The organism is Streptomyces sp. NPDC006296 (genome assembly GCF_040613235.1).
Classification (GTDB): Bacteria; Actinomycetota; Actinomycetes; order Streptomycetales; family Streptomycetaceae; genus Streptomyces.
Genome location: NZ_JBEXRT010000025.1, coordinates 84,078 through 106,154, shown reverse-complemented (window position 1 = coordinate 106,154; position 22,077 = coordinate 84,078). Strand labels below are relative to the sequence as shown.

Sequence of the window (22,077 nt, the reverse complement as noted above, 5' to 3'; positions counted from 1 at the left end):
GCCCGGCCGACGGATCCGGGATCCGTCGGCCGGGCGCGGCCGTGTCACACCTCGCTCAGTCGGTGAGGTTCACCGAACGCGCCGAGGTGGCTCCGATCTCGTCGGCGATCTCGGTGACCACCGGCTGCGGAATCGTGTCGTCGACGGTGAGGACGACCAGCGCCTCGCCGCCCGCGTCCTTCCGCGAGACCTGCATGCCCGCAATGTTCAGGCCGGCCTCGCCGAGGATCTTGCCGACCGCGCCCACGACGCCCGGACGGTCCTCGTACCGCAGGACGACCATGTGGTCGGCGAGCGCCAGGTCGACGTCGTGCTCGCCGATCGCGACGATCTTCTGGAGGTTCTTGGGGCCGGCCAGCGTGCCGGAGACCGCGACCTCCTCGCCGCTCGACAGCGTGCCGCGGACGGTCACCACGTTGCGGTGGTCCGGCGACTCGGAGCTGGTCGTGAGGCGCACCTCGACGCCGCGCTCCTGCGCGAAGAGCGGGGCGTTGACGTAGGACACCGTCTCGTCGACGACGTCCTCGAAGACGCCCTTGAGCGCGGAGAGTTCGAGCACCTTCACGTCGTGCTGCGTGATCTCGCCGTAGACCTCGACGTCGAGGCGGGCCGCGACCTCGCCCGCGAGCGCGGTGAAGATCCGGCCGAGCTTCTCGGCGAGCGGCAGTCCGGGACGCACGTCCTCGGCGATGACCCCGCCCTGGACGTTGACCGCGTCGGGCACGAGCTCACCGGCGAGGGCGAGACGGACGGACCGGGCGACCGCGATGCCCGCCTTCTCCTGCGCCTCGTCCGTGGAGGCGCCGAGGTGCGGGGTGCAGACGACCTGGTCGAACTCGAACAGCGGGGAGTCCGTGCAGGGTTCCTTGGTGTACACGTCCAGGCCGGCGCCGGCGACCCGGCCCTCCTTGAGGGCGGAGGCGAGCGCCTCCTCGTCGACGATGCCGCCGCGCGCGGCGTTGACGATGCGCACCGAGGGCTTCACCTTGTGCAGCGCCTCGTCGCCGATCAGGCCGAGCGTCTCCGGGGTCTTGGGCAGGTGCACCGTGATGAAGTCGGAGACCTCCAGCAGCTCGTCCAGCGTGAGGAGCTTGACGCCCATCTGCGCGGCCCGCGCGGGCTGCACGTAGGGGTCGTACGCGACGATCTTCATGCCGAAGGCGGACATGCGCTGCGCGACGAGCACACCGATGCGGCCGAGGCCGACGACGCCGAGGGTCTTCTCGCTGAGCTCGACACCCGTGTACTTGGAGCGCTTCCACTCGCCGTTCTTCAGGGCGGTGTTGGCCTGCGGGATGTTGCGCGCGGTGGCGACGAGCAGGCCGCAGGCCAGCTCGGCCGCGGTGACGATGTTGGACGTCGGCGCGTTGACCACCATCACACCGGCCTTGGTGGCCGAGGCGACGTCGACGTTGTCCAGGCCGACACCGGCACGGGCGACGACCTTGAGCTGCTTCGCCGCGGCGATGGCCTCGGCGTCGACCTTGGTGGCGGAGCGCACCAGGATCGCGTCGACGTCGGCGATCGCGGGGAGGAGTTCGGCGCGGTCCGCGCCGTTGCAGTGCCGGATCTCGAAGTCCGGACCCAGGGCTTCGACCGTGGCGGGCGACAGCTCTTCGGCGATGAGTACGACAGGTTTCGGGCTCACGTGTGTCCTCACAAGTCCAGTGCGGACGGCCGTCCCGACGGCCGCAGGCGGTGGAGGGGCTAGCCGCGTGAAAGACGCACGACACTGTGGGCCCTGACGCGTGTATGTGTTCAGCAGTGTAGTCATGCGGCCGGGCGCTGACAGCGCCTTGGGAAAAGGATCACTCGCACGGGACGAACGGTCCGTCCGGACCCGCGCCGCCGGCGTGCCACCACCCCGCCCCGTCCCGCAGTGACACGGGGTGCGGGGCCGACCGGGGCCGGGGGCGGGTCCGCTGCGGACCCGCCCCCGGCGACGCCTCAGGCGTCCTCGTTGTCGACCCAGCTCATGAGCTTGCGCAGCTCCTTGCCGGTGGTCTCCAGCAGCGACTCGCTGTCGCTCTTCTTGTACTCGTTGTACTTGGGCAGACCGTTGTGGTACTCGGCCATCCAGTTCTTGGCGAACGTGCCGTCCTGGATCTCGGCGAGGACCTTCTTCATCTCGGCCTTGGTGGCGTCCGTGATGATGCGCGGGCCGGTGATGTAGTCGCCCCACTCGGCGGTCTCCGAGATGGACCAGCGCATCTTCTCCAGGCCGCCCTCGTACATGAGGTCCACGATGAGCTTCAGCTCGTGGAGGCACTCGAAGTACGCGATCTCCGGCTGGTAGCCGGCCTCGGTCAGCGTCTCGAAACCGGCCTTGACCAGAGCGGCGGTGCCACCGCAGAGGACGGCCTGCTCACCGAACAGGTCGGTCTCGGTCTCCTCGGTGAAGGTCGTCTTGATGACGCCGGCGCGGGTGCCACCGATGCCTTTCGCGTAACTGAGGGCGAGCTCCAGGCCCTTGCCGGTGGCGTCCTGCTCGACGGCCACGATGCACGGGACGCCGCGGCCCTCTTCGTACTGGCGGCGGACCAGGTGGCCGGGGCCCTTCGGGGCGACCATGCAGACGTCGACGTCGGCCGGCGGCTTGATGAAGTCGAAGCGGATGTTGAGGCCGTGGCCGAAGAACAGCGCGTCGCCGTCCTTGAGGTTGTCCTTGACGGACTCCTCGTAGACCTGGGCCTGGATCGGGTCCGGGACGAGGATCATGATGACGTCGGCCTCGGCCGCGGCCTCGGACGGGGTGACCACGCGCAGGCCCTGCTCCTCGGCCTTGGCCTTGGACTTCGAGCCCTCGTGCAGACCGACACGGACGTCGACACCCGAGTCACGCAGCGACAGCGCGTGGGCGTGGCCCTGGCTGCCGTAGCCGAGGACCGCGACCTTGCGGCCCTGGATGATGGACAGGTCGGCATCGTCGTCGTAGAACAGCTCGGCCACTGGGTCTTCTCCTTGGTGTGCAGGTGTTGCGTCCCACCGTACGGCGGGGTGCGTCGGATACGTTGCCGGGTCTCGCCATACGAGCGGCGAGGCGGCCCGGGGTTCACGCCGTGCGGTCGAGTGCGCGCAGGGAACGGTCGGTGATCGAGCGCGCGCCGCGCCCTATGGCGATGGTGCCGGACTGGACGAGCTCCTTGATGCCGAACTGTTCGAGCATCTTGAGCATGGCCTCCAGCTTGTCGGCGCCCCCGGTCGCCTCGATCGTGACGGCCTCCGGGGAGACGTCCACGGTCTTGGCGCGGAACAGCTGGACGATCTCGACGATCTGGGAGCGGGTCTCGTTGTCTGCGCGGACCTTCACCAGGACGAGCTCCCGCTGGATCGCTGCGGTGGGCTCGAGTTCGACGATCTTCAGGACGTTGACCAGCTTGTTGAGCTGCTTGGTCACCTGCTCCAGGGGCAGGCCCTCGACGTTCACGACGATGGTGATGCGTGAGATGTCGGGATGTTCGGTGGTACCGACCGCGAGCGAGTCGATGTTGAAGCCGCGCCGGGAGAACAGGGCCGTGATCCGGGCGAGGACGCCGGGCTTGTTCTCGACCAGGACGGAGAGCGTGTGCTTGCTGGACATGGAGTCGGTCTCTCTCTGTCTCTCAGTCGTCTTCGTTGTCGCCGAAGTCGGGGCGGACGCCGCGCGCTGCCATGACCTCGTCGTTGGAGGTGCCGGCGGCGACCATCGGCCAGACCATGGCGTCCTCGTGGACGATGAAGTCGACGACGACCGGGCGGTCGTTGATCGCGTTGGCCTCGGCGATGACCTTGTCCAGGTCGGCCGGGTCCTCGCAGCGGATCGCGTGGCAGCCCATGGCCTCGGACAGCTTGACGAAGTCCGGGACGCGGGTGCCCTTGGCGGGGACGCCGTCGCTGTCCGCGCCGGAGTGCAGCACGGTGTTGGAGTAGCGCTGGTTGTAGAACAGGGTCTGCCACTGGCGGACCATCCCGAGGGCGCCGTTGTTGATGATCGCGACCTTGATCGGGATGTTGTTGAGCGCGCAGGTGGTGAGTTCCTGGTTGGTCATCTGGAAGCAGCCGTCGCCGTCGATCGCCCAGACCGCGCGCTCGGGCATGCCCGCCTTGGCGCCCATGGCGGCCGGGACGGCGTACCCCATGGTCCCGGCGCCGCCGGAGTTGAGCCACGTGGCGGGCTGCTCGTACTGGATGAAGTGCGAGGCCCACATCTGGTGCTGGCCGACGCCCGCCGCGAAGATCGTCCCGTCCGGGGCGAGTTCGCCGATGCGCTGGATGACCTGCTGCGGCGAGAGGCTGCCGTCGTCCGGCAGGTCGTAGCCGAGCGGGTAGGTCTCGCGCCAGCGGTTGAGGTCCTTCCACCAGGACGCGTACCCCGACCGGGCGGCCTCGCCGGTGGTGCCCTCGGTGTGCTCGGCCTGGACCGCCTGGACGAGGTCGGCGATGACCTCGCGGGCGTCGCCGACGATCGGGACGTCGGCGGCACGGTTCTTGCCGATCTCGGCCGGGTCGATGTCCGCGTGGACGACCTTGGCGAACGGGGCGAAGCTGTCCAGCTTGCCGGTGACGCGGTCGTCGAACCTGGCCCCGAGCGCGACGATCAGGTCGGCCTTCTGCAGCGCGGTGACGGCGGTGACCGAACCGTGCATGCCGGGCATTCCCACGTGCAGCGGGTGGCTGTCGGGGAAGGAGCCGAGCGCCATCAGGGTGGTGGTGACGGGCGCTCCGGTGAGCTCTGCCAGGACCTTCAGCTCGGCGGTGGCACCGGCCTTGAGGACGCCGCCACCGACGTAGAGGACGGGGCGTTTGGACTGGGCGATCAGCTTCGCGGCCTCGCGGATCTGCTTGGCGTGCGGCTTGGTGACCGGGCGGTAGCCGGGCAGGTCCATCGTCGGGGGCCAGCTGAAGGTCGTCCTGGCCTGCAGGGCGTCCTTGGAGATGTCGACCAGGACCGGTCCGGGGCGGCCGGTGGAGGCGATGTGGAAGGCCTCGGCGACGGTGTGCGCGATGTCCTCGGCGCGGGTGACCAGGAAGTTGTGCTTCGTGATCGGCATGGTGATGCCGCAGATGTCGGCTTCCTGGAAGGCGTCCGTGCCGATGGCGGCGGAGGCCACCTGACCGGTGATCGCGACCATGGGGACGGAGTCCATGGCGGCGTCGGCGATCGGGGTGACGAGGTTGGTCGCACCGGGCCCCGAGGTGACCATGCAGACGCCGACCTTGCCGGTGGCCTGCGCGTAGCCGGTGGCGGCGTGCCCCGCGCCCTGCTCGTGGCGGACCAGCACGTGGCGGACCCGGGTGGAGTCCATCAGCGGGTCGTAGGCCGGCAGGATGCAGCCGCCGGGGAGACCGAATACCGTGTCGGCGCCGACTTCCTCGAGCGAGCGGATGAGGGACTGCGCGCCCGTGAGGTGCTCAACGGAGGCGGAGGACGGTCCGCCGTTACGGGCCCGCGGCTGCGGGTGCTGGGCCCCGGTGGCCTGCTCGGTCATCGGCATTCTCTTCTCGAAGCTGAGGGTTTATGCGGTGTTTTTGCGGGGTTCTGAGCGGCCCCGGTGCAACAAAAAACCCCTCGTGCCGTGAGGCAAGCGAGGGGAGCGCGCCGGTGCGGTCTGCAGGGTGTCCATGAGTGACCCTGCTTCAGCCGACGCGCTTTCCAAGTACGAGAATTCGGGTGCGCATGGCATTGACCCTCTCTCCGGCACGCACACGGTGTCAAGTGGGTGGGACGGCCGTCTCATCATGTGAGCGGCCCTGGAGCGGGATGGCCCCGCCCGCGAGCACCGTCCGGGCGACCGGGCCGACACCGGGGACGGGGAACTTCCCCCTGGTCAGAGTGCGCCGCAGCCGGTACTCGTCCAGCGGCCCGGCGAAGGCCATCCCCTGCCCGTGGGTGCACCCCATGGCCCGCAGTACGCGCACCTGTTCGGGCATGTCCACGCCGTCGGCCACCGACTGCATGCCGAGGTCTCCCGCGATGCGCAGCAGCCCGCTGGTGATCTTGTGCAGCCGCGCCGACTCGACAACCCCCTCCACCAGGCACCGGTCCAGCTTCAGCACGTCGACGGGCAGCCGGCGCAGCGCGTGGACCGCGGCGTACCCGCTGCCGAAGCCGTCGAGGGCGATCCGGACCCCGAGGCGGCGCAGGGCGACCAGCCGCTGCTCCAGCTCGTCGAAGGAGATCCGGGGGTCGTTGTCGCCCACTTCGATCATCAGGGCGCCCGAGGGCAGGCCGTGCCGGGTCAGGAGCTCCTCGACGGAGCCCGGCGGCAGGGCCCGGTCCAGCAGCCGGGCCGCCGACACCCGCACGGAGACGGAGACCGGGTGCCCGGCCCGGAACCGGTCGGCCGCCTGCTCGACGGCCTCCTCCAGCAGCCAGGTGCCGAGCTCGGCGGCGCGTTCGCTGCCCTCGGAGACCCGGAGGAACTCGGCGGGGGTGAAGAGGAGGCCCTGCGCGGAGCGCCAGCGGGCCTGGGCCGCGACGGCCGCGACCGTCCCGCTGGCCAGATGGACGACGGGCTGGTGCAGCAGGGCGAACTCGCCCTCGCGCAGGGCCGTGCGCAGCCGCGCGGCGAGCTCGGAGCGGCGCACCACGTCGGCCTGCATCTGGGGGGCGTACAGCTCGACCCGGTCCTTGCCGCCCGCCTTCGCCCGGTACATGGCGAGGTCGGCGTTGCGCATGAGGTCCTTGGGCGTGATGGAGGGCTCCGCGAAGGCGACCCCGATGGAGGCCGCCACCCGCACCTCGCCGGTGCCGATCCGGTACGGCTGGGAGAGCCGCAGCCGCAGCCGGTCGGCGATCTCGTGGACCTGGTACTCCCGGGCGGCCTGGTCGCGCGTCCCGTCACCGACGATCAGCGCGGCGAACTCGTCGCCCCCGAGGCGCGCCGCGGTGTCCGAGGTGCGCACGGACTCCTGGAGGCGGCGCGCGGCCTGGATGAGGAGTTCGTCGCCCGCCTGGTGGCCGATGGAGTCGTTGACCGCCTTGAACCCGTCGAGGTCGATGAAGAGCACGGCGGTGCCGGGGTCCCCGGCCCGGCGGCCCCCGAGCGCCTTGCCGACGCGGCTGGTGAAGAGGGCGCGGTTGGGCAGGTCGGTGAGCGGATCGTGCTCGGCGTTGTGCTGGAGCTGCGCCTGCAGCCTGACCCGCTCCGTCACGTCGCGGCTGTTGAGCAGCAGGCCGCCCTGGTGGCGGTTGACGGTCGACTCGACGTGCAGCCAGTCGCCCGTGCCGGCCCCGAAGCGGCACTCGATCCGGGTGGTGGGCTTCTCGCGCGCCGGTGCGGCGAGGAAGCGCCGCAGCTCGTGGACGACTCCCCCGAGGTCGTCGGGGTGGATGATCGACGACAGCTCCGTGCCGACGAGGTCCTCGGCCTCCCGCCGGTAGACCCCGGCCGCCGCGGGGCTGACGTAGCGGAGCACCCCGCTCGGCTCGGCGATCATGATGACGTCGCTGGAGCCCTGCACCAGGGAGCGGAAGTGGTTCTCCTTCTGGGCCAGTTCGTGGGTGAGCGCGATGTTGTCGAGGAGCATGATCGCCTGTCGCAGGACCAGGGCGAGCACGACCGTGCAGCCGGTGAGGACCACGACCCGGTCGACCCTGCGCCCCTCGACGACGTTGTACAGGATGCCGAGGGTGCAGACCGCCGCCGCCAGGTAGGGCGTGAGGGCGGCGAGCGACCCGGCGATCGGGCGGCTCACCGCACGCGGCTCCGGGACGGCGGGGGCCTCGACAGCGTTGTCCTGGCCGCGGTGCGCACCCCAGGGGGCGTACGCGAGGAGCAGGGAGCCGGCGAACCAGCCCGCGTCCAGCAACTGGCCGGAGTGGTAGGCCGAGCGCAGCAGCGGGGCCGTGAACAGGGCGTCGCACAGCACGGTCAGGGCGAGACCCGCGATGGCCGTGTTGACCGCCGACCGGTTGACGTTGACCCGCCGGAAGTGGAGCGCCAGGACCATGGACACCAGGACGATGTCCAGCAGCGGGTAGGCCAGCGAGAGGGCCGCCCTCGCGACGCTCTCCCCCTCGGCGTTGGCGACCTGTGCGGTGTGCGCCAGGGCGAGGCTCCAGGAGAGCGTCAGCAGCGATCCGCCGATCAGCCAGGCGTCCAGCACCAGGCAGACCCAGCCCGCCCGGGTGACGGGGCGTTTGGCGAGGACCAGCAGCCCGACGATGGCGGGCGGGGCGAAGCAGAGGAAGAAGAGGTCCGCCAGGGAGGGGGTGGGGACCCCCCGGCCCAGCACCACTTCGTACCATCCCCAGACCGCGTTGCCCCCGGCGGCCATGGCCGAGGAGAGCGAGAAGAGCAGCCAGGCGGGCCGGAGACGGGCACCGCCCGCGCGGGCGTACAGGAAGCAGGAGACGGCGGCGATCAGGGCGGCGATGCTGAGGCCGAAGTCCCCCATGAACAGGGCGAATCCGGGTGATCCCCAGCCGCACACGGCTCCCACCGCGTATCCGGCGCAGACGACGGCGAGGACGAGCTGGGTGCGCACTCCCGTGGCCCGCTCGGCGGTCTGCCGCTGGGAGAGAAGACCCCCGAGGGCGCTCACCGGAGAGCCCCTCCGACCGGCCCCGGCGTCCCCGCCGCCGGCCTCCGCCGTCCGTCCCGCCGCGCCGGTCCGTATCTCCACTGGCCGAACATCGCCCATCGCCCCCTCGCGATCCACTTCCTCCCCGGCGCCGTCCCTTCCACGACGCTGCCCTCTTGTGGACGATACACCAGAGTCGTCACTCAGGGACATAGTTCCTCTACTCTCCGTGACGACCTGGGGTGTTGCCGGGCCGCGGTGCTCCCGGACGGCTGCGGGGCGCGGTCAGTCCGTCGTGAGGACGAGGTTGCCGACCGGCTCCCCCGCGGCGAAGCGGGTGAGCTGTCCGGCCAGCAGCCGCTTGGCCCGGGGCAGGAACGCCGAGGTGCTGCCACCCACATGAGGAGAGATCAGTGTGTGGGGAGCATGCCAGAGAGGATGGCCGGCGGGCAGGGGTTCGGGGTCGGTCACGTCGAGTGCGGCGCGCAGCCGCCCGGATTCGAGCTCGGCGAGCAGGGCGCCGGTGTCGACGACGGCGCCCCGGGCGACGTTCACGAGCAGCGCGCCGTCCCGCATCGCGGCGAGGAAGCCGGGCCCCACCAGCCCGCGGGTGGAGGGGTTCAGCGGGGTGGACAGAATCACGACATCGGCCTCCGGGAGCAGTTCCGGAAGCGCCTCCATCGCGTGCACGGGACCGCGCGCGGACGTCCGCGCGGAGCGCGCGACGCGCACCACCCGCGCGCACTCGAAGGGTTCGAGCCGGTCCTCGATGGCCTCGCCGATCGATCCGTAGCCCACCACGAGGACGGACTTGTCGGCGAGGGCCGGGTAGAAGCCGGACCGCCACTCCTCCGCGTCCTGGCCGCGCACGAAGCCGGGGAAGCCGCGCAGCGAGGCGAGGACCAGGGCGAGCGCGAGCTCGGCCGTCGACGCCTCGTGCACGCCCCGGGCGTTGCACAGCCGGACTCCGGCGGGCAGCAGGGCGAGCCCCGGCTGGACGTGGTCTATGCCCGCCGAGAGGGTCTGGACGACCTGGACGGCCTTCATCGCCTCCAGGGGGCGGACGGCGACCTCGGAGCCCTTCATGTACGGAACGACGTAGAACGCGCAGTCGTCGGGGTCCGCCGGGTACTCCCGGCCGCCGTCCCAGAAGCGGTAGTCGAGGCCCTCCGGGAGGCCGTCGATCTCCTCGGCCGCGAAGGGCAGCCATACGTCCTTGGCAGGTGCGGTAGTCATGGTCACGAGGCTATGCGAAGGGCACCGGACCACAGCGGCTACTTTGGGGTGCGGACGGGGTCCGTGATCATGGAATCGAGGGAGGGGCCGGGGAGTTGGAGCGCAGGACTATCGGTGCGGCGGCACTCGCCGTGGGTGCGGTCGGGCTGGGCTGTATGCCGATGAGCTGGGCCTACAGCACGTCGCAGCAGCGCGGTGACCGCTCGGTGCGGACCGTGCACGCCGCGCTGGACGCGGGCGTCCGACTGCTCGACACCGCCGACATGTACGGGCCGTTCACCAACGAGCTGCTCGTCGGGCGGGCGCTCCGGGGGCGCCGGTCCGAGGCCTTCCTCTCCACGAAGTGCGGTCTGCTCGTGGGCGATCAGCACATCGTGGCGAACGGACGTCCCGGCTATGTGCGCCGGGCCTGTGACGCCTCGCTGCGACGGCTGCAGACCGACGTGATCGATCTGTACCAACTGCACCGGGCGGATCCCGAGGTGCCGGTCGAGGAGACCTGGGGAGCGATGGCGGAGCTGGTGACCGCCGGCAAGGTGCGGGCGCTGGGACTGTGCGCGGTGGGCGCCAGGGCCGGACGCGGTCGGGGGGCCCGGATGCACGACGGCACCGTCCGGCAGCTGGAACGGGTCCAGCAGGTCTTCCCGGTCAGCGCGGTCCAGGCGGAGCTCTCCGTGTGGTCGCCGCAGGCGCTGGCGGATCTGCTGCCCTGGTGCGAGGCCCGGGGGGTGGGCGTGCTGGCCGCGATGCCGCTGGGCAGCGGCTACCTCACGGGGACGCTCAAGCCGGGCCAGGGCTTCGAGCCGGACGACCCGCGGGCCAGGCACCCCCGCTTCACCGCGGAGATGATGGCGGCCAACCAGCCCGTGGTGGCGGGGCTGCGCAGGATCGCGGAGCGGCACGACGCCACGACCGCCCAGGTCGCCCTGGCCTGGGTGCTGCGGCAGGGTCCCCATGTGGTGCCCGTGCCCGGCGCGAAACACGAGCGGTGGGCCGTGGAGAACGCGGGAGCGGCGGAGCTGGTGCTCACGGACCGGGACCTGGCCGAGATTGCCGCGCTGCCGCGGGCCCGCGGGTCCTGGGACTGACGCCGCAGGCCCGCCCCGGCCGGCCTCGGCCGGGGCGCGGACCGTGGGCCCGGGGCCGCGTCCGTGACGACGGCCCGGGGCGCGCACGCCGGGGCCCCGGGTCCGTGCCGTCCGGGGCGACGCCCCCGGGCCGTGCGCGGGTGAACCCGCGTCCGGGGCGGCCGCGTCCGGGCCGCGCACCGTGGATCCGGGGGCCGCGGACGGGAGAATGAGCCGGGACCGGGAACCCGTGACCCGTCCTCGGGGTAGGAACAGTGGTCGTACGACCGTCGAAAGGATCGGTGCTGTGCAAACTCCCGTGCTCCGCAGGGGTGTGATGGCCCTGCTCGCCTCGGCCTGCCTCCTGCTGTCCGCCTGCTCGTCCGCCGACGGCCCGGCCGCCGGTGACGGGGCGTCGCCCCCGGCGGCCCCCACCTCCGCGCCGGCCACGGCGAGCCCGTCGGCGGAGCTGCCGCCGGCCGAGGGCTCGGTCGAGGTGGTGAAGACGCTCGCGGACGGCCTCGCGTCGCCGTGGGGCGTCGCCGCCCTGCCCGGGGGCGACCTGCTGGTCGGCTCGCGGGACGAGGCGACCGTCACCCGCGTCGACGGGGAGAGCGGGAAGAAGACCCTGCTGGGCTCGGTCCCGGGGGTCGCACCGGCGGGTGAGGGGGGCCTGCTCGGCCTCGCGGTCGCCCCGACCTTCGGCGCGGACCATCTCGTCTACGCCTACTTCACGACCGAGTCGGACAACCGGATCGCCCGCCTCCAGTACGACGAGAAGAAGCCCGCCGGCCGGCAGCTGGGAGCCCCGGACACCATCCTGCGGGGCATTCCGAAGGGGGCCATCCACAACGGCGGCCGGATCGCGTTCGGGCCCGACCGCATGCTGTACGCGGGCACCGGGGAGACCGGGGACACGGGGCTGGCCCAGGACGCGTCCTCCCTCGGAGGGAAGATCCTCCGGATGACGCCGGACGGGGAGCCCGTGCACGGCAATCCCGGGGGCGACTCGACGGTCTACTCCTCCGGGCACCGCAATGTGCAGGGGCTGGCCTGGGACAGCAGCAAGCGGCTCTGGGCGTCCGAGTTCGGGCAGGACACCTGGGACGAGCTGAATCTGATCGAGCCGGGCGGGAACTACGGCTGGCCCGAGGTCGAGGGGAAGCGGGGGAAGTCCGGGTTCGTCGATCCGGTGGCCGAGTGGAAGACCTCGCAGGCCTCGCCGAGCGGCATCGCGTACGCCGAGGGGTCGATCTGGATGGCGGGGCTGCGGGGTGAACGGCTGTGGCGGATCCCGCTGTCGGGCCGGGCCGACGGACAGCCGCTGGCCGACCCCCAGGCCTTCCTGACCGGGAAGTACGGCCGGCTGCGCACCGTGGTCGCCGCGGGGGGCGACAGGCTCTGGCTGGTCACGAGCAACACGGACGGGCGGGGTACCCCCAAGGCGGGCGACGACCGGATCCTGCTGCTGAAGGTGCGGTAGCGACGCACCGCCGGACCCGGCCGGCCCGGCGACCGGCGGACCGGTACCGGGCAGGCGGGGTGCCGGCAGGCGGTCCGGTCCGGGCGGGTCCGGCGGCGGGCGGGGGCTCAGCCCCCGGCGGCGGACGGCAGGGCGACGAAGAGGTCGAAGAACATCCCCACGGAGATCAGCAGACCGAGCACCCCGAGCGCGATGCCCGCCAGGGCGACGGAGCGCACCCAGCCGGCCTGCGGAAGCACGGAGGGGGCACCGAAGGCGGGCCGCACCAGCACGAAGACGCCGACGATCAGCGCGAGCAGGGCGAAGATCCCGTTGACGAGGGCGGTGCTGTGCCAGGCGTCCCCGTAGATCTCGGAGATCTGCTGGGCGGCGCTGCCGCCGCCGGAGGTCTTGATCTGGCCGATCAGGGTCTCGCGTTCGGCGGCCACGCGGCCGGTCCAGGCGCCCGAGAGCGAGACGATGCCGAGTCCGGCGGCGACCACGGCCGCCGCGCCGGTGCCGGCCCCGGTGGCCGCGGCCGCCTCGGCGTCGGCGTACGGGTCGGGTGTCAGGTCGGTCTCGCGGCCGTCCTCCGCGGCGGCGTCCGTCGCGGCCACGTCCATGTCGGTCACGTCGGACGCGGTCACGCCCGGTGCGACACCGTCCGGAACGACGGCCTCCGGGGAGTCGGCCTGCTTCGTCACCCGGGGTGCGGTGGCCGTCTCCGCCGGGGCGGTGGCGTCCGGTGCGGTGGCGGTTCCGTGCGCCGCCTGCGTCTCCTCGGTGTCGTCGGTGGTCGGGGTGGAGGGGGAGGTGTTCATGCGCCGCACGCTAGGGGGCCTCTATGAGAACCTCCTTAATCAGGGGCCCCTCAGCCCCGTCCGTTACGCCACTCGGGTGCGAGAACGGCCCAGATCTCCTCGTCGTGGCGCTTGCCGCGGTACGGATACGCCTCGCGCAGCACCCCCTCGCGGGTCATGCCGAGCCGCTCGGCCACCGCGAGGCTGCGCCGGTTGGCCGAGGAGGCGACCCACTCCACCCGGTGCATGCCCCGCACGTCGACGGCCCAGTCGATCAGGATCCGGGCCGCGCGGGTGACCAGGCCACGGCCCTCCGCGGCGGCCTCCAGCCAGCAGCCGATCTCGCAGGTGCCGTTCTTCGCCTCGAAGGTCCGGAAGAGGACGCCGCCGACCAGGGTGCCGTCCAGCCAGATGCCGTAGAGCCGGCCGCTGTCGGCCGCCTGCTGGTCCGCGTACCGCTGGAGCAGCGTCCGGGCGGAGGCCAGGTCCGTGGCGGCGGACGCGAACGGGATCCAGGGGTCGACCAGGGCCCTGGCCCGGTCCATGTGGGTCAGGAACTCCTCCGCCTGCCAGGGCTCCAGCGGGCGGAGCTCCGCCCCGTCGTCCCCCAGCGACACCGTGAACACAGTGGCTCTCCTCGTTGGTCGTCGTTCGTCGTCGTTTGTCAGCGTTTGTCGGCGTCGGTCGCTGTTCGTCAGCGTCCGGCGTCCGGCGTCCGGCGCTGAAGCTCAGTGCACGCGCTGTGCGGCCGGCAGGCCGGCCTCTCCGGTGCGCTCCCCCGGGATCTTCGCACGCGGGACCGGGCGGTCCGGCGGCTCGATGCTGATGTGCGGGAGGAGCCGGTCGAGCCGGGCGGGCAGCCACCAGTTGGCACCTCCGAGCAGGTGCATCAGGGCGGGCACCAGCAGGGTGCGCAGGACGAACGCGTCGAGGGCGACGGCGGCGGCGAGCGCGATGCCGAACATCGCGATGACGCGGTCGCCGCTGAGGACGAAGGCGAGGAAGACCGAGATCATGATCACGGCGGCGGAGTTGATCACCCGGCCGGTCTCGGCCAGTCCGACCCGGACGGACCGGCGGTTGTCGCCGGTCTCCCGCCACTCCTCGTACATCCGGCCGACGAGGAAGACCTGGTAGTCCATCGACAGCCCGAAGAGCACCGAGACCATGATCACGGGGAGGAAGGGCTCGATCGGGCCCGCGCTGCCCAGCCCGAGCAGTTCGCTCCCCCACCCCCACTGGAAGACCGCGACGACGACGCCGAAGGAGGCGGCCACGGCGGCCACGTTCATCACCGCGGCCTTGAGGGGCACGGCGAGCGACCGGAACGCCAGCAGCAGGAGCAGGCAGCCGAGCCCGATCACCACCCCGACGAAGAGCGGCAGCTTGCCGATGATGATCTCCGCGAAGTCGTCGTGTCCGGCCGTCACCCCGCCCACGTACATCCGGAGCGAGGTCGCCTCGGCGACGGGCGGCAGGACGTCGTCGCGCAGCCGGTCGACGAGTTCACTGGTCCGCAGGGACTGCGGCGAGGTCTCGGGGACGACACTGAGGAACGCGGTGTCACCGCTGCCGTTGTAGGTGAGCGGACTCACCGAGGCGACGCCGTCGGTGCCCCGCAGCACGGCGGGCAGCCCGTCGAGGGCGAGCCGGTCGTCGGCTCCGTCGAGGTGGGCGGCGACGGTCAGCGGTCCGTTGACGCCCGGGCCGAACCCGTCGGCCAGCAGGTCGTACGCCTGGCGGGTGGTGGTCGCGGCGGGGTTGTTGCCCTGGTCGGAGGTGCCCAGGTGGAGGAAGAGGGTGGGCACCGCGAGGACCGCCATGAGGGCGGCGGCGACCGCTCCCAGCAGCCGGGGGCGGCGCTCGACGAAGGCCGACCACCGGGCCGCGAAGCCGGTGGCCCGCTCGCTCACCGGGCCGTGCTCGGCGAGTCTGGCGCGTTCGCGGCGGCTCAGGGCGCGCATGCCGATGAGGGAGAGCAGTGCGGGCAGCAGGGTCACGGAGGCCGCGACGGTCAGCACCACCGTGAGGGAGGCGGCGACCGCGACGCCGTTGAGGAAGCCGAGCCGCAGGACCAGCATGCCGAGCAGGGCGACGCAGACGGTGGCGCCGGCGAACACGACGGCGCGGCCCGTGGTCGCGACGGCGTTGCGGGCCGCCTCGTGCACGGACAGGCCGCGCCGCAGCCCCCGGCGGTGCCGGGTGACGATGAAGAGGGCGTAGTCGATCCCGACCCCGAGCCCGATGAGCATGCCGAGCATCGGCGCGAAGTCGGCGACGGTCATGACATGGCCGAGCAGCACGATGCCCGCGTACGCCGTGCCGACGGAGACGAGGGCGGTGGCGAGGGGCAGCAGGCTCGCAGCCAGTGATCCGAAGGCGAGGAAGAGGACGACCGCGGCGACGGCCACCCCGACGACCTCGCTCAGGTGGAACACCGGGGCTTCGGTGGCCGCGACGGCGGTGCCGCCGATCTCGACCTGGAGTCCCTCACGGGTGGCTTCCCGCGCGGTGTCGGCGAGCGCCCGGGCCTGCCCGGGCGGCGGCGCACCGGCCCGGTGGTCGAGCGTCACGGTCGCGTAGGCGGTGCGTCCGTCGGCGCTGATCTGCCCCTGCGACGCCTCCTCGTAGGGGCCGGTGACGTCGCCGACTCCGGGCAGCGCGGCGATCGTGTGCAGCGTGCCGGTCATCGCCCGCTCGACGGTCCCGTCGCGGACGGTGGAGGCCGGGGTGTGCCAGACGACGGTGGCGGTGTCACCCCCGAGGTCCGCGAACCCCGCCTGCAGGAGTTCACCGGCACGGCCCGACTCGGTGCCCGGCACCTCGTAGTCGTCGGAGTAGGCGGACCCCGCGAACCCCGCGGCCGTGGCCACGCCCCCGAGGGCGAACAGCCAGATGAGGACGGCGGCGAGGCGGTGCCTGAGGCACCAGCGTGCGATGGCGGCCAACGGACGGGCTCCTGGGGTTCGTGGACCACGGGGGACATACGCGGACATCCCACGAAGTCACATGACCTGAGAGCCTCACTGTGTCAGCCGTTTCCGGCGTTGTGCCCCTTTCGTGGGCATGGTCACACGGCTCGGCCTCCGCCCCGTGCGCGCCTCCGTCCCCGCGTCTCCGGCCTCGCGTCTTCCGCGCCGTGCGCTCCTCCGGCCCCGCGTCTTCCGCGCCTGGGCGGCGGTACGGCCCTCAGCGGGCCCGGGCCGCCCCGTCGCCGCCGGTCAGCCGGAGACGCTCGGCCGGCCGTTCTCGATGTGGCCCATCAGCCGGCGCCGGAAGGAGCCGCGCTCGTCCGCCGTCACCTCGACGTCGTACCAGCCGTGGGCGTCGGCCGCGGAGTGCACGACGGTGCGGCTGCGCCCCGGCTTGACCCGGATCGTCCGGCTCCAGTTCCGCAGGTCGTCCTCGTCGACGTATCCGAGCGGCCGCACGGTGAAGGTGAGCGTCCGCCTGCCGTGGTTCCGCAGCGTGAGGTGCAGGTCCCGCTCGTGGGCGTCGAGTCGGGAGGACACCTCGGCGCCGCCGACGGCCGCGCCCTCGAACTCCCGGCGGAAGCCGTTCGGCCCGGTGACCGTGAAGCGGTACCCCTGGCCGTCCAGCGGCACCGTCCAGCGGTCCGTTCCCCTGACGTCCCGGTGCTGCGGAGCGGGGAACTCCCCGGCGTAGGGGTAGAGGGCGAAGTGCGCCGAGGACCGGCCGGTGTTGCTGAGGTCCACCCGCAGCCCGCCGTCCACGAGCGTCGCCCGGGCGTCGGGCTGGTAGGGCAGGGGCCGGGCGGGGCGGGTGCCGGGCTCCTGGACGGGCATCCGCTGGCGGGCCGGCGGCTCGGGCTGCCACCGGCCGCCGAACGGCGGTACCGGGGCCGGGCGCCGCGTCTCCGGCTGCCGCCGCGCACGGGTGAAGTCGAAGGCCGAGGTGAGGTCACCGGTGACCCGGCGCCGCCAGGCACCGATGTTGGGCTCGGCGACTCCCGTCCAGCGCTCCAGGAGGCGGATCACGGAGGTGTGGTCGAAGACCTCGGAGCAGACGTGTCCGCCGACCGACCAGGGCGAGACGACCAGCAGCGGCACCCGCACGCCCAGTCCGGTGGGATGGCCCTCCCAGTGCTCCTCGGTCACCTCGGGCGGGGCGACCGGCGGCGGGACGTGGTCGAAGAAGCCGTCGTTCTCGTCGTAGTTGATGAGGACGACGGTGCGGCGCCACACGTCGGGGTGCCGGCCGAGCGCGTCCAGCACCCGGTAGACGACGGTCGCGCTGTGTACCGGTGAGGAGACGCTCGGGTGCTCGGAGTCCACCGCGGAGGGGACCAGGTAGGAGACCTCGGGCAGGGTCCCGGCCGCGACGTCCCGGGCGAACGCGTCGACGAGCGTGCCCGTCGGGACCCGGCGCAGCCCGCGCTCGAACAGGCTGCGCTCGGCGGGGGTCAGGGCGGCTACGCCCTCGTCGAGCAGGCCGAGCAGCCGTTCCCGCTCCGCCTCGTCCGCCTCACGCACGACGGCGTAGAAGGACTCCATGTAGGTGTGCCCGCCGGTCCTGGCCAGCGCCTTGCGGGCGACGGCCTTGAAGGTGGCGAAGAACTCGATCTGGTTGTCGGTGAAGTTCTCCCACTCGGTGTACGTCCGCCAGCTCCGCCCGGCCTTCTCCAGCCGCTCCGCGTACGTGCCCCAGTCGTATCCGGGGTGGGTGCCCTCGTCGTAGGCGTCGTTGCCCACGGCGCGCCTGCCGTCGGCCTCGTCGCCCGTCCGGCCGCTCCACAGGTGGTTGCGGTTCGGGCTGGTGGAGGTGTGGATCGAGGAGTGGTAGGCGTCGCACACCGTGAAGGTGTCGGCGAGTTCGTGGTGCAGCGGGATGTCGTCGCGGTCGTAGTACGCCATGGTCGCGGCGGTCTTCGCGGTGACCCAGCCGTCCATCCAGCCCTCGGACCAGGCTCTGGCGCCACCGCTCCAGGAGTGGTCGAGGGCGCCGATGTACTGCAGGTCCTTCTTCTGCGCCTCCGCCGCCTCCCGCACGGGGAACGGCAGGACGGTGGTACCGGCCGGTCCCGGCTGCTCGAAGACGGGCCTGCCGGAGGGGAGTTCGAGGGCGTTGCGGTCGCCGAAGCCGCGCACGCCGCGCAGCGTCCCGAAGTAGTGGTCGAAGGAACGGTTCTCCTGCATCAGGATCACCACGTGGTCGATGGCGTCCAGCCCCGCACCACCGGACTGCCCGGCCGGGGGCCCTGCGGCGAGCGCCGCCTGGAGCGACGGGGGCAGGAACGATCCCGCCGCCGCGGCGCCGAGCGCGCCGCCCCCGAGCGCGAAGAGCCGCCGCCGTGACATGTCCGTCGTCAAGTGAGCCTCCCGGTTCCGTGTCTACGCCTGGGAAGCTAGTCACGACGGGTGGCTGCGGGAAGACCGCCGCACGGCCTGGCGGTGAACGTCTCCGCGCGGGCGGCACGGCGGGCGCACGGCACGACCCGTCACGAGCGGCGTGGCAGGGGCAGCGCGGGCGGCACGGCGCGGCGGGTTCGGTGCCGGGTTCGGTGCCCGGCGACGCGAGGAGAGCGGCGCTCCCGGCCGGTGTGCGGCGACCCTCGCGGGCGGCGCTCCCGCTCTGCGTCCGGCGACGCGGGGAGGGCGGCGCTCCCGCCCCGTGTGCGGCAACCCTCACGGGCGACCTTCACGCCCCGTGCCCGGCGACGCGAAGGGGGCGGTGCACCCGGTCGACGGGTGCACCGCCCCCAGGGCGTCGCAGGGGTCAGCCCTCGACGCCGAGCTTCTCCAGGATCAGCTCGCGCACGCGCGCCGCGTCCGCCTGGCCGCGGGTGGCCTTCATGACCGCGCCCACGAGCGCTCCGGCCGCCGCGACCTTGCCGCCGCGGATCTTGTCGGCGATCGCCGCGTTGGCCGCGATCGCCTCGTCGACGGCGGTGCCCAGGGCGCCCTCGTCGGAGACGACCTTCAGGCCGCGCTTCTCGACGACGGTGTCCGGGTCGCCCTCGCCCGCGAGGACGCCTTCGAGGACCTGACGGGCCAGCTTGTCGTTGAGGTCCCCGGCGGCGACGAGCTCCGCGACCCGGGCGACCTGCGCCGGGGTGACCGGCAGTTCGTCCAGGCTGCGGCCGGTCTCGTTGGCGTTGCGGGCGAGCTCGCCCATCCACCACTTGCGGGCCTGGTCGGAGGGCGCGCCCGCGTCGGTCGTGGCGACGATCAGGTCGACCGCGCCGGCGTTGAGGATGGACTGCATGTCGTGCTCGTTGACACCCCACTCCTCCTTCAGCCGCTTGCGGCGCAGCCGGGGCAGCTCGGGCAGCTCCTTGCGGAGCTCCTCGACCCAGGCGCGCGCAGGGGCGACCGGCACCAGGTCCGGCTCGGGGAAGTAGCGGTAGTCCTCGGCGTTGTCCTTGATGCGGCCGGCCGTGGTGGAGCCGTCCTCCTCGTGGAAGTGCCGGGTCTCCTGCACGATCGTCCCGCCGGAGTTCAGCACCGCGGCGTGGCGCTGGATCTCGAAGCGGGCGGCGCGCTCCACGGAGCGCAGCGAGTTGACGTTCTTCGTCTCGGAGCGCGTACCGAAGGTCTCGGTGCCGTGCGGACGCAGCGACAGGTTGACGTCGCAGCGCATCTGGCCCATCTCCATGCGGGCCTCGGAGACGCCGAGCGCCTTGATGAGCTCGCGCAGTTCGGCGACGTACGCCTTGGCGACCTCGGGGGCGCGCGCTCCGGCTCCTTCGATCGGCTTGGTGACGATCTCGATGAGCGGGATGCCCGCGCGGTTGTAGTCCAGCAGCGAGTGCGAGGCGCCGTGGATACGGCCGGTGGCACCGCCGACGTGCGTCGACTTGCCGGTGTCCTCCTCCATGTGCGCGCGCTCGATCTGCACGCGGAAGACCTCGCCGTCCTCCAGCTGGACGTCCAGGTAGCCGTCGAAGGCGATCGGCTCGTCGTACTGGGAGGTCTGGAAGTTCTTCGGCATGTCCGGATAGAAGTAGTTCTTCCGGGCGAAGCGGCACCACTCGGCGATCTCGCAGTTCAGCGCGAGCCCGATCTTGACGGCGGACTCGACGCCGATCTCGTTGACGACCGGGAGCGCGCCCGGCAGTCCGAGGCAGACCGGGCAGGTCTGCGAGTTCGCGTCCTGCTTGAGCTCGGTGGAGCACCCGCAGAACATCTTGGTCTTGGTGCCGAGCTCGACATGGACCTCGAGGCCCATGACGGGGTCGTACGTCGCGAGGGCGTCCTCGTACGACTCCAGGTCGATGACAGTCACGGTGAAACTTTCCCTCTCAGCCCAGCAGGACGTCGTCGTCGCCGAGACGCTTGAGTTCGCGGTAGAGGATCGCCATGCCGGTCACGATCGCGGCGGCGGACACGGCGGCGTCGATCAGCCGCAGCGTGTCGTTGTCCTGGCGGGCCATCCTCGCCTGCTTGACGACGCTGAGCGCGCCGAAAGCGGTGGTGCCGAGCGACAGGTACACGCCGGACTTGGACTTCTTGAAGTTCTTGGCCTTCTTTGCCATGGCACTCACAGGGACGGAGCCTCCTCAAGCAGCGGGTGCCCCCACTTTTCCACGAAGGCCGCCTCGACGGCGGCTCCGACCTTGTACAGCCGGTCGTCCTTCATGGCGGGGGCGATGATCTGCAGCCCGACCGGCAACCCGTCCTCGGGCGCCAGGCCGCAGGGCAGCGACATGGCGGAGTTGCCGGCGAGATTGGTCGGGATCGTGCACAGGTCCGCGAGGTACATCGCCATCGGGTCGTCGGCGCGCTCGCCGATCGGGAAGGCGGTGGTGGGGGTCGTCGGCGAGACGATCACGTCCACCTGCTCGAACGCCTTCTCGAAGTCCTGCGTGATGAGCGTGCGGACCTTCTGCGCGGAGCCGTAGTACGCGTCGTAGTAGCCGGAGCTGAGCGCGTACGTACCGAGGATGATGCGGCGCTTGACCTCGTCGCCGAAGCCCGCCTCGCGGGTGAGCGCGGTGACGTCCTCGGCGGAGCGCGTGCCGTCGTCGCCGACCCGCAGGCCGTAGCGCATCGCGTCGAAGCGCGCCAGGTTCGACGAGCACTCGGACGGGGCGATCAGGTAGTACGCCGAGAGGGCGAGGTCGAAGGACGGGCAGTCCAGCTCGACGACCGTGGCCCCGAGGGACTTCAGCAGGTCGACGGACTCGTTGAAGCGCTGGACGACCCCGGCCTGGTAGCCCTCGCCGGCGAACTGCTTGACCACGCCGACGCGCATGCCCTGGACCGAGCCGTTGCGCGCGGCCTCGACGACCGGCGGGACCGGTGCGTCGATGGACGTCGAGTCGAGCGGGTCGTGGCCGCCGATGACCTCGTGCAGCAGGGCCGCGTCCAGGACCGTGCGGGCGCAGGGGCCGCCCTGGTCGAGGGAGGACGAGAAGGCGACCATGCCGTAGCGGGAGACGCCGCCGTAGGTGGGCTTGACGCCGACGGTGCCGGTGACGGCGGCGGGCTGGCGGATGGAGCCGCCGGTGTCCGTGCCGATGGCGAGCGGCGCCTCGAAGGAGGCCAGCGCGGCGGAGGAGCCGCCGCCGGAGCCGCCCGGGATGCGGGTGAGGTCCCACGGGTTCCCGGTCGGGCCGTACGCGCTGTTCTCGGTGGAGGACCCCATGGCGAACTCGTCCATGTTGGTCTTGCCGAGGATGACGACGTCGGCGGCCCTCAGCTTCCCGGTGAGGGTCGCGTCGTACGGCGGGACCCAGCCTTCGAGGATCTTCGAACCGACGGTGGTCGGCATGTCCCGCGTGGTGAAGATGTCCTTGAGCGCGAGCGGGACGCCGGCCAGCGGGCCGAGCTTCTCGCCCGCCTCGCGCTTGGCGTCGACGGCGCGGGCCTGCGCGAGCGCGCCCTCGCGGTCGATGTGCAGGAAGGCGTGGACCTTCTCGTCGACGGCGTCGATCCGGGCCAGGTGGGCCTCGGTGACCTCGACGGCCGTCAGCTCGCCGGAGGCGATCCGCGCGGCGATCTCCGCGGCGGTGAGCTTGATGATGGTGCTGATGTCCGTCATGGCT

15 protein-coding genes are annotated in these 22,077 nt (G+C 72.2%); 2 read left to right on the top strand and 13 right to left on the bottom strand.

Annotated features, from left to right (window positions below; all coding sequences use genetic code 11):
- Nucleotides 1–55: 55 nt before the first annotated feature.
- From serA to ABZ172_RS19115, 6 genes are all read right to left on the bottom strand, one after another.
- Nucleotides 56–1,648: a phosphoglycerate dehydrogenase gene (gene serA, locus ABZ172_RS19140; RefSeq protein ID WP_356884896.1), complete on the bottom strand. Its 1,593-nt coding sequence runs from the start codon at nt 1,646–1,648 to the stop codon at nt 56–58.
- A 299-nt stretch (nt 1,649–1,947) separates the two neighbouring features.
- Complete coding sequence (gene ilvC / locus ABZ172_RS19135; RefSeq protein ID WP_356884895.1) at nt 1,948–2,949, bottom strand: ketol-acid reductoisomerase; 1,002 nt, start codon at nt 2,947–2,949, stop codon at nt 1,948–1,950.
- Between the two features lie 103 nt (nt 2,950–3,052).
- The gene (gene ilvN, locus ABZ172_RS19130; RefSeq protein ID WP_103760243.1) at nt 3,053–3,580 is read right to left on the bottom strand and encodes an acetolactate synthase small subunit; all 528 of its coding nucleotides are present in this window, start codon (nt 3,578–3,580) and stop codon (nt 3,053–3,055) included.
- Between the two features lie 22 nt (nt 3,581–3,602).
- A complete protein-coding gene (locus ABZ172_RS19125) occupies nt 3,603–5,474 on the bottom strand; it encodes an acetolactate synthase large subunit (RefSeq protein ID WP_356884894.1) in 1,872 nt (623 codons plus the stop codon).
- A 217-nt stretch (nt 5,475–5,691) separates the two neighbouring features.
- Nucleotides 5,692–8,526: an EAL domain-containing protein gene (locus ABZ172_RS19120; RefSeq protein WP_356884893.1), complete on the bottom strand. Its 2,835-nt coding sequence runs from the start codon at nt 8,524–8,526 to the stop codon at nt 5,692–5,694.
- A 264-nt stretch (nt 8,527–8,790) separates the two neighbouring features.
- Nucleotides 8,791–9,741, bottom strand: coding sequence for a 2-hydroxyacid dehydrogenase (locus ABZ172_RS19115; RefSeq protein ID WP_356884892.1), 951 nt, complete (start codon nt 9,739–9,741; stop codon nt 8,791–8,793).
- 131 nt (nt 9,742–9,872) lie between these two features.
- Between ABZ172_RS19115 and ABZ172_RS19110 the strand changes: the two genes are divergently transcribed.
- Together ABZ172_RS19110 and ABZ172_RS19105 are read left to right on the top strand one after the other, a co-directional pair.
- Complete coding sequence (locus ABZ172_RS19110; RefSeq protein WP_356884903.1) at nt 9,873–10,829, top strand: aldo/keto reductase; 957 nt, start codon at nt 9,873–9,875, stop codon at nt 10,827–10,829.
- 286 nt (nt 10,830–11,115) lie between these two features.
- Nucleotides 11,116–12,291, top strand: a complete 1,176-nt coding sequence (locus ABZ172_RS19105) for a PQQ-dependent sugar dehydrogenase (RefSeq protein WP_356884891.1) — start codon at nt 11,116–11,118, stop codon at nt 12,289–12,291.
- 107 nt (nt 12,292–12,398) lie between these two features.
- On the opposite strand, the gene ABZ172_RS19100 is transcribed toward ABZ172_RS19105, so the two are convergent.
- The 7 genes from ABZ172_RS19100 to gatA all read right to left on the bottom strand — a co-directional run bounded on the left by ABZ172_RS19100 (nt 12,399) and on the right by gatA (nt 22,073).
- Nucleotides 12,399–13,100, bottom strand: a complete 702-nt coding sequence (locus tag ABZ172_RS19100) for a hypothetical protein (protein ID WP_356884890.1) — start codon at nt 13,098–13,100, stop codon at nt 12,399–12,401.
- Between the two features lie 41 nt (nt 13,101–13,141).
- A complete protein-coding gene (locus tag ABZ172_RS19095) occupies nt 13,142–13,696 on the bottom strand; it encodes a GNAT family protein (protein ID WP_356884889.1) in 555 nt (184 codons plus the stop codon).
- A 102-nt stretch (nt 13,697–13,798) separates the two neighbouring features.
- A complete protein-coding gene (locus ABZ172_RS19090; protein ID WP_356884888.1) occupies nt 13,799–16,018 on the bottom strand; it encodes an efflux RND transporter permease subunit in 2,220 nt (739 codons plus the stop codon).
- Nucleotides 16,019–16,291: 273 nt separating this feature from the next.
- A complete protein-coding gene (locus ABZ172_RS19085; RefSeq protein ID WP_356884887.1) occupies nt 16,292–18,400 on the bottom strand; it encodes a phosphocholine-specific phospholipase C in 2,109 nt (702 codons plus the stop codon).
- A gap of 406 nt (nt 18,401–18,806) precedes the next feature.
- Nucleotides 18,807–20,315 (bottom strand): Asp-tRNA(Asn)/Glu-tRNA(Gln) amidotransferase subunit GatB, encoded by a 1,509-nt coding sequence (gatB, locus tag ABZ172_RS19080; RefSeq protein ID WP_356884886.1) that lies wholly within the window; start codon nt 20,313–20,315, stop codon nt 18,807–18,809.
- A 16-nt stretch (nt 20,316–20,331) separates the two neighbouring features.
- A complete protein-coding gene (locus ABZ172_RS19075; RefSeq protein ID WP_356884902.1) occupies nt 20,332–20,565 on the bottom strand; it encodes a hypothetical protein in 234 nt (77 codons plus the stop codon).
- A 5-nt stretch (nt 20,566–20,570) separates the two neighbouring features.
- A complete protein-coding gene (gene gatA / locus ABZ172_RS19070; protein WP_356884885.1) occupies nt 20,571–22,073 on the bottom strand; it encodes an Asp-tRNA(Asn)/Glu-tRNA(Gln) amidotransferase subunit GatA in 1,503 nt (500 codons plus the stop codon).
- Between the last annotated feature and the right edge of the window lie 4 nt (nt 22,074–22,077).